Source organism: Amycolatopsis stemonae (assembly GCF_054781455.1).
In genome coordinates, this window is the sequence record NZ_BAAGUJ010000006.1 from 188160 (window position 1) to 200797 (window position 12638).

General features: G+C 73.2%; 14 protein-coding genes. 10 read left to right on the forward strand and 4 right to left on the reverse strand.

The features are described from left to right. Positions 1-48: 48 nt before the first annotated feature. Together ACYVLJ_RS23600 and ACYVLJ_RS23605 are read left to right on the forward strand one after the other, a co-directional pair. Entirely contained in the window at positions 49-888 is an 840-nt protein-coding gene (locus tag ACYVLJ_RS23600) for a peptidoglycan-binding domain-containing protein (RefSeq protein WP_460440318.1), read from the forward strand. 83 nt (positions 889-971) lie between these two features. Continuing rightward, a complete protein-coding gene (locus ACYVLJ_RS23605; protein WP_460440319.1) occupies positions 972-1790 on the forward strand; it encodes an LLM class oxidoreductase in 819 nt (272 codons plus the stop codon). Here the strand turns inward: ACYVLJ_RS23605 and ACYVLJ_RS23610 are convergent. Continuing rightward, positions 1744-2688 carry a threonine/serine dehydratase gene (locus ACYVLJ_RS23610; protein ID WP_451984779.1) on the reverse strand — a complete coding sequence of 315 codons (945 nt, stop codon included), beginning with the start codon at positions 2686-2688 and terminating at the stop codon, positions 1744-1746. The two genes, ACYVLJ_RS23605 and ACYVLJ_RS23610, sit on opposite strands and share 47 nt — an antisense overlap. A gap of 62 nt (positions 2689-2750) precedes the next feature. Between ACYVLJ_RS23610 and ACYVLJ_RS23615 the strand changes: the two genes are divergently transcribed. Further along, the gene (locus ACYVLJ_RS23615) at positions 2751-3662 is read left to right on the forward strand and encodes a LysR family transcriptional regulator (protein ID WP_460440320.1); all 912 of its coding nucleotides are present in this window, start codon (positions 2751-2753) and stop codon (positions 3660-3662) included. Positions 3663-3667: 5 nt separating this feature from the next. Here the strand turns inward: ACYVLJ_RS23615 and ACYVLJ_RS23620 are convergent, their stop codons facing one another. Next, entirely contained in the window at positions 3668-4591 is a 924-nt protein-coding gene (locus ACYVLJ_RS23620; RefSeq protein ID WP_451984775.1) for a LysR family transcriptional regulator, read from the reverse strand. Between the two features lie 73 nt (positions 4592-4664). Here ACYVLJ_RS23620 and ACYVLJ_RS23625 point away from each other — a divergent pair, with 73 nt between their 5' ends. The 5 genes from ACYVLJ_RS23625 to ACYVLJ_RS23645 all read left to right on the forward strand — a co-directional run bounded on the left by ACYVLJ_RS23625 (position 4665) and on the right by ACYVLJ_RS23645 (position 9931). Further along, positions 4665-5582: a DMT family transporter gene (locus ACYVLJ_RS23625; protein ID WP_460440321.1), complete on the forward strand. Its 918-nt coding sequence runs from the start codon at positions 4665-4667 to the stop codon at positions 5580-5582. Positions 5583-5619: 37 nt separating this feature from the next. After that, entirely contained in the window at positions 5620-6516 is an 897-nt protein-coding gene (locus ACYVLJ_RS23630) for a Rossmann-fold NAD(P)-binding domain-containing protein (RefSeq protein ID WP_460440322.1), read from the forward strand. Next, the gene (locus ACYVLJ_RS23635; RefSeq protein ID WP_460440323.1) at positions 6513-7145 is read left to right on the forward strand and encodes a CPBP family intramembrane glutamic endopeptidase; all 633 of its coding nucleotides are present in this window, start codon (positions 6513-6515) and stop codon (positions 7143-7145) included. The genes ACYVLJ_RS23630 and ACYVLJ_RS23635 overlap by 4 nt, the downstream gene beginning before the upstream one ends. Before the next feature lie 44 nt (positions 7146-7189). Next, positions 7190-8035, forward strand: a complete 846-nt coding sequence (locus tag ACYVLJ_RS23640) for a hypothetical protein (protein ID WP_460440324.1) — start codon at positions 7190-7192, stop codon at positions 8033-8035. Positions 8036-8152: 117 nt separating this feature from the next. Beyond that, positions 8153-9931, forward strand: a complete 1779-nt coding sequence (locus ACYVLJ_RS23645; RefSeq protein WP_460440325.1) for a glycoside hydrolase family 76 protein — start codon at positions 8153-8155, stop codon at positions 9929-9931. A gap of 87 nt (positions 9932-10018) precedes the next feature. Here ACYVLJ_RS23645 and ACYVLJ_RS23650 read toward each other — a convergent pair whose 3' ends face one another. Continuing rightward, positions 10019-10495 carry a MarR family winged helix-turn-helix transcriptional regulator gene (locus tag ACYVLJ_RS23650; protein ID WP_460440326.1) on the reverse strand — a complete coding sequence of 159 codons (477 nt, stop codon included), beginning with the start codon at positions 10493-10495 and terminating at the stop codon, positions 10019-10021. 82 nt (positions 10496-10577) lie between these two features. Between ACYVLJ_RS23650 and ACYVLJ_RS23655 the strand changes: the two genes are divergently transcribed. Continuing rightward, positions 10578-11219 (forward strand): FMN-dependent NADH-azoreductase, encoded by a 642-nt coding sequence (locus tag ACYVLJ_RS23655; protein WP_460440327.1) that lies wholly within the window; start codon positions 10578-10580, stop codon positions 11217-11219. Between the two features lie 15 nt (positions 11220-11234). Here ACYVLJ_RS23655 and ACYVLJ_RS23660 read toward each other — a convergent pair whose 3' ends face one another. Next, positions 11235-11954: a M24 family metallopeptidase gene (locus tag ACYVLJ_RS23660; RefSeq protein WP_460440328.1), complete on the reverse strand. Its 720-nt coding sequence runs from the start codon at positions 11952-11954 to the stop codon at positions 11235-11237. A 105-nt stretch (positions 11955-12059) separates the two neighbouring features. Between ACYVLJ_RS23660 and ACYVLJ_RS23665 the strand changes: the two genes are divergently transcribed. After that, complete coding sequence (locus ACYVLJ_RS23665) at positions 12060-12569, forward strand: ATP-binding protein (protein WP_451984757.1); 510 nt, start codon at positions 12060-12062, stop codon at positions 12567-12569. Positions 12570-12638: the final 69 nt, after the last annotated feature.

Genomic DNA, 12638 nt, shown 5'->3' on the forward strand with positions numbered 1-12638 from the left:
CTGGGTGATCCTCCCGGACGTACTGATTCCGACCAGTGGAGGACAGGGATGTTCACGAAGGCCGCCGTGCTGACGGCAGTCACTTCCGCGGCGTTGACGGCGTTCGCCGTGGCCGCACCGGCTCAGGCCGCGCCCGCGGCCACGACGGCGCTGCCCACGGCGAACATGGAGGCCGTGCTGAAGGCGGCCCAGATCGACCCCCGCCGCGCCGACACCACGCAGACGCCGGGAGCGCACGACAGCGTCCTGCTGGTCGAGCAGGCGTTGCAGGCCAAGGGGTTGCTCGCCTCTGCCTACGTCGACGGCTACTTCGGCACCACGACGATCACGGCCTACTCCGAGTACCAGAAGTCGTTGGGGTACACCGGAATCGACGCTTCCGGACTGCCGGGCAAGACGTCGCTCGAGAAGCTGGGCGAAGGCCGGTACACCGTGACGTCGACGGTGTCCGCCGGCAGCCGGGTCTCCTTCCGCGGGGTCACGATCAACACCCGCACGAAGGCGATGCTGCTCGAGGCGGAGCGGATCTCGGGCACCACGGTCAGCCTGACGCAGGGCTCGTACAACCCGGGCGGCGTCGACGCGTCGGCCGGGACGCACGACGGCGGCGGCGCGATGGACATCTCGGTGTCGGGCATGTCGTCGACGACCCGGACGAACTTCATCAAGGCCCTGCGCCAGGTCGGGTTCGCGGCCTGGTACCGCACGCCGGCCCAGGGTTTCGCCTACCACGTGCACGCCGAGGCGATCTCCGACCCGGACCTGTCCTCGGGCGCCCAGCACCAGACCGGCGACTACTACCTCGGGATGAACGGTCTCGCCGGGCGCGGGGCCGACGACGGCCCGTCGGTCCCGAAGGTCACCTGGGAGGAGTACCAGCGCGGCTGACGCGCGTGGCGCGCCCGGCCGTGGTGGCACGGCCGGGCGCCCCGGTGGTTTGATCGAAGGACCGACAACCCTGGGGGTGCTCGATGGCCGAGAAGGCGTTCCGGTTCGGCGTGGTCGCGGCGGCCGCGGAGGGCGGCGCGAAGTGGCTCGCCACCGCGCGGCGGGCCGAGGAGCTCGGCTACGCCACGCTCCTCAGTCCGGACAACCTGAACCTGCCGACGCCGACCGCGTCGCTCGCGGCCGCCGCCACGGCCACCACCGACCTGCGGGTCGGGTCCTTCGTCTTCGCCAGCCCGTTGCGCACCGCGCGGGCCGCCGCCTGGGAGGCGCACAGCCTGACCGTCGTCACCGAGGGCCGGTTCGAGGTGGGGCTCGGCACCGGGCTGCCCGCGATGCGGCAGCAAGCCGCGGAACTGGGCCTGTCCTACGGCACCGGCCAAGACCGGCTCGACTCGATCTCCGAGACCATCGACCACCTCCGGCGGCTCGACGGGGACGTGCACACGCCTGTCATGGTCGCCGCCGGCGGCCCGAAGGCCCGGCGGCTCGCCGGGGCGAAAGCCGACATCGTCACCCTCGCCGGCGGCGTCCTGACCACCCGTGACGAAATGGCCGGGTACGTCGAGGAAATCCGGAACGCGGCCGACGGCCGGGACGTCGAGCTCGCGCTGAACCTGTTCGTCATCGGCGAGGTGGTGCCGCCGTGGATCAAGGGCTTCATCGGGGTCGACGCCGAAACCCTCATCGAGCACGACTCGCTCACCATGCTCCGCGGCGACTTCGACGGCATGGCCGCCGAGCTGGAACGGCGGCGCGACGAACTGGGCGTCTCCTACGTCAGCGTCAACAGCGCGTTCATCGAGGAGTTCGCGCCGCTGGTGGCGCGGCTGTCGGGGAAGTGAGCGTCGCGGGGTCGGTGTTGGCGCCGCACAGCAGGACCGCGACGCGCTCGCCGCGCGCGGGGCGGTAGGCGCCCGCCAGCAACGCGGCGTACGCCGTCGCTCCGCCGGGCTCGACAGCCAGGCGGTAGCGGTCCCACAACGCCGCCCTGGCCTCGACGATCGCCGCGTCGTCGACCAGCACCGACGCCGCGCCCGTGCGCGTGGCGACCGCGTAGGCGATGTCGCCGAGCCGGGACGCGCCGAGAGAGTCCGCGGCAACGCCGGACACCTCGACCGGCACCGGCTCGCCCGCGGCCAAAGCCGCGTGCAGTGTCGGTGCCGTCCGCGGTTCGACGCCGACCACCCGGGCCCGGCCCTCGGCCGCGGCCGCGATGCCGGCCAGCAGCCCGCCGCCGCCGACCGCGACCAGGATCGTGTCGACACCGCCCGTCTGCTCCAGCAGCTCCAGGCCGGCCGTGCCCTGCCCGGCGCAGATCTCCGGCTGGTCGTAGGCGTGGCAGAACAGCGCGCCGCGGTCCGCCGCGTCCTTCACCGCCGCGTCGTAGGCGTCGGCGTACTTCTCGCCGACCAGCTCGGCCGCCGCGCCCAGCTGCCGCAGCTTCGCCACCTTCACCGCGGGTGCGTTCACCGGGACGTAGACCCGCGCGGCCACGCCGAACTCGCGTGCGGCGTGGGCGACGGCGAGCCCGGCGTTGCCGCCGGAGGCGGCGACCACCCCGGCCGCCGACAGCTCGCCCGCGGCGAGGATCCGGTTGAAGGCGCCGCGGGCCTTGAACGAGCCGGTGTGCTGCAGGTGCTCGAGCTTGAACCACACGCCGTCGTCCGCGAACACCGGCGTGCGGCGGACCCGGCCCGCGATCCGGGCGGCGGCCTGGTCGACATCCGAAGTGCTGATCACCACCCCAGGATGCGGGGAGACAGCCGTAAGCACCAGCGACGTCTCCTATCCTGACTTCAGCGATGCTTACGGCTGGAGGTCCCGTGCTCGACGCCCACCGCCTGGCCCTGCTCGCCGAGGTCGCGCACGCCGGCTCGATCGCCGGGGCGGCCAAGCGGCTGTCCTTCACGCCGTCCGCCGTCTCGCAGCAGCTGGCGAAGCTGGAGTGCGACGTCGGCACGCCGCTGCTGCACCGCAACCCGCGCGGCGTCACGCTCACCCCGGCCGGGGAAGCGCTGCTCGGCCACGCCGAAACCATCGTCGGCGAGCTGCGCACCGCCGAGCGGACGGTCCGTGCGCTCCGGGACGAGGAGCCGGCGCAGCTCACCGTCGGCACGTTCGCGAGCGCGGGCATGACGCTCGTGCCCGCCGCGCTCGCCGGCTTCCGCCGCGACCACCCGGCGGTGGCGCTGCGGCTGCTGGACCTCGAGCCGCCCGACGGCTACGGGCTGGTCAGCTCGCGCGACCTCGACCTGCTGATCACCCACCGCTATCCCGGGGCGCCGCTGCCCGACCCGCGCGGGCTCGACCGGACGCTGCTGCGCTCGGAGCGGTTCCGGCTGATCCTGCCAGCGGGCCACCCGAAAGCCCGGGTCCGGCGGCTGACGCTGCGTGCCCTGGCCGGGGAGGACTGGATCTCCGGCAGCCCGGGCGTGCCCAACCGCGCCTGCCTCGACCAGCTGGCCGACGCCGCCGGGGTCGAGCTGGGTGTCGCCTACGAAACCCGGGACTACCAGGTGATCCTGGCGCTGGTCGAGGCCGGGCTGGGCATCGCGTTCGTGCCGGAAAGCGTGCTGGAGCGGGTGACGTCGGCGCGGATCGAGGTCCGAGACGCCGCCGACGCCCGGCCGGCGCGCGACGTCTTCCTGGTGCACCACCGGCGGCCGGGGAGGCTGGTCACCGAGATGGTCGCGCGGCTGAGCCGTCCGCAGTAGACACCTCAGCCGACCGGGCGCACGGTGCCCTCGAACCGCGCGGACGCGGCCCGCAGCGCGTCCAGGCACGCGCGGACCGCGCCGTGGTCCTCTTCGCCCGCCCGGCAGATCGCGTAGATGGTGCGCGTCAGCGCCGGGCGCGTGGCGAGGATGCTGACCCCGGCAGGCTGCCGCTCCCGGGCGAGCCGGGGGACCAGGGCCGCGCCGACGTTGCCCGCCACCAGTGCCAGCTGCGTCGGGTAGCCGCCGACCGTGCAGCTGATCCGCGGCTCCAGCCGTTGCTTGCGCAACACCTGGAGCAGCCATTCGTAGCAGCCGGACCCCAGGCTCCAGCCGATCCACGGCAGGTCGTCCACTTCGGACAGGTCGACCGTCTTGCGGTGCGCGAGCCGGTGCCCGGCGGGCAGTGCCAGGTCGGCGACGTCGGAGAACAGCGCGATCCGGGTCGTCGACGGCGGGATCACCGTCGGCCGGTCCTCCCAGCTCTCCAGCACCGCGACGTCGAGGTCGCCGGCCAGCACCCGGGGCATCGTCTGCTCCGCTTCGCCTTCGTGCAGCGTCACCGCCAGCCGCGGGTGCTGAGCGGCGAGCGTGGCCAGCGCGGGCGGCAGGAGCGCGTGCACGGTCGTCGGGATCGCGCCGACCCGCAGCGGCCCGATGACGTCCTCGCGCAGCAGCTCCAGGTCCGCCTTCGCGTCGGCGACCTGGGCCAGGATCCGCTCGGCGTGCCCGGCGAGCACCTGGCCCGCCTTCGTCAGGCGCACGCCCCGGCCACGCGGCTCGAGCAGCCGCTGCCCGGCCTCCCGTTCCAGTTTCGCCAGCTGCTGCGACACCCCGGACGGCGTGACGTGCAGGGACGCGGCCGCCGCGGCGACCGAGCCCTGCGTGGCGACCGCGTGCAGCGCGCGCATCCGCTCAAGTCCGAACACGGTAGCGATCCTACCGAATTCTCCGCAGAAACATTCGCTTGTCCTTGACAGTCGCCGCCCGCACGCTGGAGGCGTGACCACGACCGCGCCCCGCGCCACGACCACCACCCCCACGCCGTTGAGCCAGCGCCTCGACCCGCGCCTGCTCGCCGCGCTGGGCAGCTTCTGCATCTCCCTGTCGTCGGTCTTCATCAAGGTCTCGCACGCCAGCGGCAGCACGAGCGCGTTCTGGCGGTGCCTGCTGGCGCTGCCGGTGCTCGTCGCGCTCGCCGCGTGGGAACGGCGGAAGGCGGGCCCGGCGACCCGCCGCCGCGTGCTGCTGCCGCTGCTGGCCGGCGTCGGCCTCGGCCTGGACTTCGTGCTGTGGGGCGAGGCGATCCCGCGGGTCGGCGCCGGCATCGCGACCGTGCTGCTCGCCGTCCAGGTGATCATCGTCCCGCTGCTCGCGTTCGCCTTCCTGCGAGAGCGCCCGGCGAAGCGGTTCCTGATCGCGGTGCCCGTGCTGCTCGGCGGCGTCGTGCTGGCCGGCGGGTTCGCCGGCACCGGCTCGTTCGGCCCCGATCCGGTCACCGGCGCCGTGGCGGCGATGTTCGCCGGCGCCGGGTACGCCGTCTACCTGTTCCTGATCCGGCTGAGCGGCGGTGCCGGTTCGCAGGCGCAGCCCCTGGTGCTGGCGACGATCTCGGCCGGGGTGGTCGCCCTCGCGCTCGGTCTCCCGACCGGGACGCTCGACCTGAGCCCGAGCCCGGCGACGTTCGGCTGGCTGGTCGCGCTCGCCGTCGTCGGTCAGCTGATCGGGTGGCTCCTCATCTCGGCCGCGCTGCCCCGGATGTCGGCCACCACCGGTGCGACGCTCATGCTGCTGCAGCCGGTCGGCGCGGTGCTGCTGGGGATCGGCCTGCTCGGGGAGACGCCGAGCGTGCTGCAGCTGGTCGGCTGCGCCGGAGTGGTCGCGGCGGTCTGCTTCGCCGGGCGAACCCGGCGCGGATGATCTGCGGGCCGTGGCCCGCCCAACTACCGTCGCGGGTATGCGAGTGCTGGTGGCGGGAGCGTCGGGGTTCGTCGGCAGCCGGTTGTGCCCGGTGCTGGAGGAGGCCGGCCACGACGTCCTGGCGATGACCCGGCACCCGGCGAAGTACCGCGGTGCCGGGACGGCCGTGCGCGGTGACGTCGCCGACGTCGATTCCCTGCGTGACGCGCTCAAGGGCGTCGAGGCCGCCTACTACCTGGTGCACTCCCTCGACAGCGCCGACTTCAAGCGCCGGGACGCCGACGCGGCCCGTGCGTTCGCTCGCGCGGCGGCGGACACGGGCGTGCGCCGGATCGTCTACCTCGGCGGCCTCGGGGACGACGACGATGCCCTGTCGGAGCACCTGGCCAGCCGGCGCGAGGTCGAGCGGCTGCTGGGGGAGACCGGCGTGCCGGTGACCGTGCTGCGGGCCGGGATCGTCATCGGGCACGGCGGCACGTCGTGGGAGCTGACCCGCCAGCTCGTCGAGCACCTGCCGGCGATGGTCACCCCGCGCTGGGTGAGCACGCGCACCCAGCCGATCGCGATCGCCGACGTCGTCCGCTACCTCGCCGGGGTGCTCGACCACCCGGAGGCGGCCGGCCGGACGTTCGAGATCGGCGGCCCGGAAGTGCTGGCCTACAAGGACATGCTGCAACGGGTGGCCGCGATCGAAGGCCGTCCGCTGGTGATCGTGCCCGTCCCGCTGCTCTCGCCGCGGCTGTCGTCGTACTGGCTTTCGCTGGTCACCGACATCGACGTGACGACCGGGCGCGCCCTGATCGACTCCATGACGAACGAGGTCGTCGTCCGCGACGACGCCATCCGCCGGATCGTCGAGTTCGAGCCGATGGGCTACGACGATGCGGTGCTGCAGGCCCTGGGCGAGCGGGCGAAGAGCCGGCGGACCGCGTGAAGCCGTTCCTCGCCGGCGTCACGGCTCTCGGCTCGGGCCTGCTCGGCGCGTCGCTGGCCAGCGAGCCGGGATCGAAGCGGTTCCACGCGCTCACGGCGTCGGTCGCCGCGACCTGGTTCGCCGGGGCCCGCGCGGCCGGGCCCGTGCGGCGGGGCCGACCCGGTGTCGTGCAGCCGGTGCTGGCCGGCGCGGGCGCGTTCGGCGTGTTCTGCGGCGGTGCCCTGGTGGCCCGCCGCATCCCGCTGCTGCGCCGTGCGATCACCGGCGTCCTGGGCCACGCCCACCACGGCTCGACGGCCACGGTGGCGCTCACGACGCTCGTCACCGGCGCGGCCGAGGAGGTCTTCTTCCGCGGCGCGCTCTACGACAGCTTCGGCCCGCGCGGGTCGACCGCGGTCTACGTGCTCTCGACGACGGCCACGCGCAACCCGGCGCTGGTGCTGGCGTCGGCGCTGATGGGTGCGCTGTTCGCGGCGCAGCGCCACCGCTCGGACGGGGTGCAGGCGCCGCTGCTGACGCACGTGACGTGGTCGGCGCTGATGCTCGCCGTCATGCCCCGCTTGTTCCCGCCGAACAGTGGGGAAATCCCCGCCGAGAATGCTTTTGTGCGCGAAAAAAGATTATTGTGACATAACGACGCCGGCGCGTACTCTCAGGCCGAGAGAGGCACGCCATGAATCGTCTTCGTCTGCGTCGAAACGGTTTCGCCGTCTTCGGTTGTGCCGTTCTCCTGGCCGGGTGCGGCGCAAGCCCGACGGCGAATCCGCACCCGGTCGCCACGGTCACGACCACGGCTCCGGGGACCACCGCCTCCACGTCGAGTCCGCCGCCGGTCACCAGCAGCCCGGCCGCCGCGGCGGCTTCGCCCGGGCTCGCGGACGGCACCTACCGGCTGAGCGCCGAACCGCAGTGCGGGGAGTTCGCGATGGACGGCGCGAGCCTGGTGGTGCGAGGCGGAAAGGCCACCCTCACCCCGGGCCTCTGGACCGGTTCGGACACCCGTGGCCAGCCGGCGAGCGGAACCGTGACCACCACGGGGAACAGCGTCCGGATCCACGTGGCCAACGGGACGGCCGCGGTCGTCGACCTCACCGCGACGATCGGCGCGGCCGGCGGCCTGAGCGGCAGCGGCCAGTCCGGCGGCGTGCACCTCAGTGGCGAGACGGGCTGGGCCTGCCAGTTCACCTTCACAGCCACTCCGGGGGCGCCCACCGGGAGCACCGGGAACGTCGGATCGTTCTATTCCCCGACGAGGAACATCAGCTGTCAGATTCTCCCCGATTCCGTTTATTGCCAGACTTGGACGCCCCCGCGGTCGGTGACGATGAAAACCGACGGGTCGTACCAGACCTGCGAAGGGTGCTTGGGGGATCCGGGTGAGCACACGCCGGTGCTGGCGTACGGCAGCTCGACGCGGGTCGGCCCGTTCACGTGCGCGTCGGAATCCGGCGGGGTCACCTGCACGACCGCGGGCAAAGGCTTCGCGATCTCCCGTTCCGGCGTCGTCAAGGTGCCCTGACGCGGCAGGCTCCGGTCAGCCGTTGTCCGGAACGAGCCAGAACCCGTCGGAATCCTTCGGGATCCGGGCGGGAGTTCCTATGCTGGAGCGGACCCCGGTGCGTGGAGAGGGATGTCGATGCGGACATTGCTCGTGCTGCTGCTCGTCTTCGGTGCCCTGACCCCGATCCCCGCCGCCGCGGCCACCGCGGTGTGCGCCACCTCGTGCGACACCCTCGACCCGTCGCGGGCCGCGCGCGATAGCTTTCCCCTGCCCGACAAGGTGATCAACGGCCGGGTCGTGCGCCTGCACGCCTCCGACCCGGACGGCATGGCCTGGGCGAGCATCGACAACGGCGTGGCGAACGACGCCGTCTGGCTCGACCGCTCCTGGGACGGCGGTGCCACCTGGGAAGGCCTGCTCGGCAAGGCGACCATCCCCGGCACGTGGACCGGCACGCGCACGCTCATGTACAACCTGACCGATCCGGCGAACCACCGGCGTGGTCTGGTCCGGGCCTGCGGGGACGCGCAGGGCGTCGGCTGCACGGCGTGGATCTACCCGGACGTCTGCGACGCCGCGTGCGACCGCACCGCGCCCGCCGCCGGGGACAGCCAGCCGGTGGCGCCGACGACGTTGTCCGGCCGCACTATCCGGCTGCACTTCGACGGCCGCGGCATGGCGTGGGCCGGAATCGAAGCAGGCGGTGCGGGCGACGAGATCTGGCTCGACCGGTCGTGGGACGCCGGGGCGAGCTGGCCGGACGGCTCGTCGCTGGGCCGCACGAGCGTGCCCGCGGGCGCGACCGGCACCCACACGACGGCGTTCGCGACGCGCGACCCCCGCGGCCGGCTCTACGGCGGCGCGGTGCGGGCGTGCGGCCGCGAAGCCACGCACGCGCAGGGGAGCTGCACGGCCTGGGCGCGCCCGGCGACGACCCGCGCGGCGGGCGCCGTCGACGCCCTCATGTGGTCCTACGACCCGTACACCGCGTGGTGGCCGTCGAGCTGGTGGAACTCGGCCGTCGCGGTGACGGCGGTGGCCGACGCGGGCGGGTTCGACGCCGCGCTGGCCCGCACCTTCGACGTCAACCGGGTCGCCTTCCCGGCCGGGGTGAGGAGTTCCGACGCCATCGACGGCGACTTCGTCAGCCGGGCCATCGACGACAGCGCGTGGTGGGGCCTGGCCTGGATCGCCGTCTACGACCGCACGCACGACTCGCGGTACCTCACCGAAGCCGTGACGATCGCCGACTACGTCACCGGGTTCTGGGACACGGGCAGCTGCGGCGGCGGGGTCTGGTGGAACCGCGAGCGGACGTACAAGAACGCCGTCACGGCCGGTCTGTACCTGCGCCTGACCGCCTCTCTGCACCTGCGGATCTCCGGCGACACGGTCTGGGGACAGCGGGCCCGGACCGCGGGCGACTGGTACCTGAACAGCGGCCTGATCAACTCCGCGGGCCTGGTGAACGACGGCCTGACGGCGTCGTGCGCCAACAACGGCCAGACCGTCTGGACGTACAACCAGGGGCTCGGCATCGGCGGCCTGCTGGAGCTGTGGCGCGCCACCGGCGTCCAGTCCTATTTGGACGCGGCCGAGCGGCTCGCGGACGCGGCGATGACCCGGCTCACGGCCAACGGCGTGCTCGTCGAATCCTGCGACACCGGCACGGGCTCCTGTGACGACAACCAGAAGCAGTTCAAGGGCATCTTCATGCGCTACTTCGGCGACCTGGCCACGGCGACGGGCTCGGCGACCTACCGCGCGTTCGCCCAGAAGCAGGCGGACGCGCTGTGGGCGGGCGACCGCGACTCGCTGAACCGGATCGGGCAGCGCTGGACCGGCACCACGCCGAACGTGACCGACTGGCGCACGCAGGCGTCCGGGCTCGGAGCGGTCCTGGCGGCCGGGTAGGCACGCACGCCGCGCGCAGGGGCGACCGGACCCGCTGGACTGCCGAGGCGCGGCAGCTCGCGAAGCACATCGGGGGCGGCAGAGGCCTCAGCAGGTCGGCGGCAGGCCTTCCGTGCAGGCTTCGGTGTCGGTCTTGCTCGTCGCCAGGTGCAGGAGCTCGTAGAGCTGCTCGCGCTGCTCGTCGCCGAGCGCGCACAGCACCTCGTCCTCGACCGCGGCGAGCGCGAACTCGGCCCGCGCGAGCAGCTTCGCGCCGACGTCGGTGAGCTCGACCACGTGCCGCCGCCGGTCGACGGCCGAGCGGCGCCGCTCGATCAGGTTCTCGGTCTCGAGGTCGTTGAGCAGCCCGACGACGTTCGTGCCGTCCATCTGCAGGGTCCTCGCCAGGTCCTGCTGCGAGCTGCCACCCAGGTCGCGCAGGACCGTGAGGGCGATCAGGTGCCGCGGCCGCAGCCCGAGCGGCGTCAGCACGGACTCGCTGCGCAGCCGCATCCGGCGCGAGAGGTGGTCGAGCAGCGCCCCGCACCGGTGGGGCGGCTGGTTGACGACCGGCAGCGAGGTCATGCGCCCAGTATATGGGCACCTCAACGGTCGATGTGCTATTAATGGTTTGTCCTACACCAACGATCTATGGGCGGCTAACGACATGGCGCACCTCCTCCACATCGACTCGAGCATCCAGGGCGAGCGCTCGGTGAGCCGCCGGCTCAGCGCGCGGGCCGCCGCCGCGTGGCGGGCCGCACACCCCGGCGGCACGAGCACCTACCGCGACCTGGGCGCGAACCCGCTCCCGCACCTCGACGAGGCGACCGGGTCGGCCCGCGCGATCCCGCCCGAGCAGCACACGGCGGCCCAGGCGGCGTCGTGGGCACTGACCCAGGAGCTCGTCGGCGAGATCAAGGCGGCCGACACCGTGCTGCTGGGCCTGCCGGTCTACAACTACGGCGCGCCGAGCAGCGTCAAGGCGTGGGTGGACCACCTCATCGCGCCGGGGCTCTCGGTCGACCACGAGACGATGACCGGCCTGCTGGGCGGGCGCGAGTTCGTCGTACTGGCCGCCCGCGGCGGCGGGTACGGCGAGGGCACGCCCCGCGAAGGCTGGGACCACGCCGAGCAGTGGCTCCCGCACGGCGTCTCGCTGACGGGCCTGGAGCCGCGGTTCATCACGGCCGAGCTGACCCTGGCGCACGTGAACCCGGCGATGGCGGAGCTCATCCCGCTGGCGGACGCGAGCCTGGCGACGGCCGAGCGTCAGATCGACGAACTGTGGGTCCCGGCGCACGTCTGACGCACGGGCCGGGCGTCACGAATCCGCGGCGCTCGGCCCCACCGTCAGCAGCTGCTCGAAGAACCCGCCGATCTCCCGCGACCGGTCCACCAGGTGCACTTCCAGGATCCAGTGGGACGGCTGCCCGGTGCGGTCCGGCCGGCGCATCGGGCCGTCGCTGCCCGGGGCGATGTAGGAGTCGATCTTCGCGCCGTCGATCGTCTCGTGCGGGAACCGGCCGACCAGGTGCCCCGCGATGTCACCGCCGAACTCCCAGCCGGCTTCGTGCGCCAGCTGGACCATGTGCGCGTACAGCTGCGCGCCCGTGATGTCCGGGATGGCGGCGAAGTACGCCCTCCCGGCGTCGAAGACCGGGCCCAGCGAGTCGCGGAGCCGGTGCTTCACCGGGTCGTCGCCGAGGACGAACGTGCGGCCGAAGTCCGCTTCCCAGTCCTCGAAGATCGGGCCGAAGTCGGCGAACACGATGTCGTCCTCGGCGAGCACCCGGTCCGGCGGGTTCTCGCGGTACGGCCGCAGCGTGTTGACGCCCGCCCGGACGATCCGCTTGTGCCAGTAGCGGCGGATGCCGAGCAGGTCACCGGCCAGGTCGCGGATCGCGTCGCTCGCCTCCGTCTCCCGCACACCCGGCGCCAGGATGCCGCGCTCGGCGACCGCGTCGAACAGTTCGACGGCCTTCGCCTGCGCGTCCAGCAACCGTTCGGCGCGCAGTTCCTCACTCTCGACCAGCTCACCCATGGCCCCGACGGTAGCAACGCGAACCCGGCCGGTAACCTCCGCCGGAAGCCGGGTGGCATGATGCGGGCCCCCGGACGGTCCGCACCTGGGCGAGGAAGGTCAGGTTTGAGCGCGCACACCTCCCAGATGGACGATATCCGGCTGGTCGCGCAGCCCAGCGCGCTGCCGGTCACGGAACTGTTCGTCCGCCTGATTCTCACCGACTGGTCCCTGCTCCCGATGCTGGAGCACACGACAGCGACCGCGAAACGGCTGGTCGAAGCCGTGATCGAGGCCGGCGACCCGAGGTCGCCCGCCTTCGTCACGCTGCGGCTGCGGCTGCGCGCCGAGGTGCTGGTGGTCGAGGTCGACGACGACGTGCCCGGGCTGCCGGAGCCCAAGGTCGTCGGACCGGGCGAGCGCGTGGGCGTCACGCACGGCGCCGCCGGTGCCCGCACGACCTGGTGCGAGCTCGAGCTGCCGGGCGGGATGAACGCGCGGCAGGTGCGCCTGCCCCGGCGGCAGGAGCGCCGGACCCTGGTCGACGAGCCGGTCACCGGCGATCCGGTCGCCGCCGACCCCGAGGTGCTGGAGCGCCTGCTCAACCGCCTGAGCGGCTGGTCCGGCACCGGCTGACCCGCGGCCGCGCGCTGAACGGTTCCGCCCGGATGTCCGTGTTCCCAGCGGGGGACGGGTGGACACGAG

What these genes read in the sequence shown, in the direction of transcription:
- ACYVLJ_RS23600 (WP_460440318.1), top strand. Translation starts at nt 49, where the DNA reads ATGTTCACGAAGGCCGCCGTGCTGACGGCAGTCACTTCCGCGGCGTTG.
- ACYVLJ_RS23660 (WP_460440328.1), bottom strand. Translation starts at nt 11,954, where the DNA reads ATGGGTGAGCTGGTCGAGAGTGAGGAACTGCGCGCCGAACGGTTGCTG.
- ACYVLJ_RS23640 (WP_460440324.1), top strand. Translation starts at nt 7,190, where the DNA reads ATGAATCGTCTTCGTCTGCGTCGAAACGGTTTCGCCGTCTTCGGTTGT.
- ACYVLJ_RS23605 (WP_460440319.1), top strand. Translation starts at nt 972, where the DNA reads ATGGCCGAGAAGGCGTTCCGGTTCGGCGTGGTCGCGGCGGCCGCGGAG.
- ACYVLJ_RS23615 (WP_460440320.1), top strand. Translation starts at nt 2,751, where the DNA reads ATGCTTACGGCTGGAGGTCCCGTGCTCGACGCCCACCGCCTGGCCCTG.
- ACYVLJ_RS23645 (WP_460440325.1), top strand. Translation starts at nt 8,153, where the DNA reads ATGCGGACATTGCTCGTGCTGCTGCTCGTCTTCGGTGCCCTGACCCCG.
- ACYVLJ_RS23630 (WP_460440322.1), top strand. Translation starts at nt 5,620, where the DNA reads ATGCGAGTGCTGGTGGCGGGAGCGTCGGGGTTCGTCGGCAGCCGGTTG.
- ACYVLJ_RS23650 (WP_460440326.1), bottom strand. Translation starts at nt 10,495, where the DNA reads ATGACCTCGCTGCCGGTCGTCAACCAGCCGCCCCACCGGTGCGGGGCG.
- ACYVLJ_RS23655 (WP_460440327.1), top strand. Translation starts at nt 10,578, where the DNA reads ATGGCGCACCTCCTCCACATCGACTCGAGCATCCAGGGCGAGCGCTCG.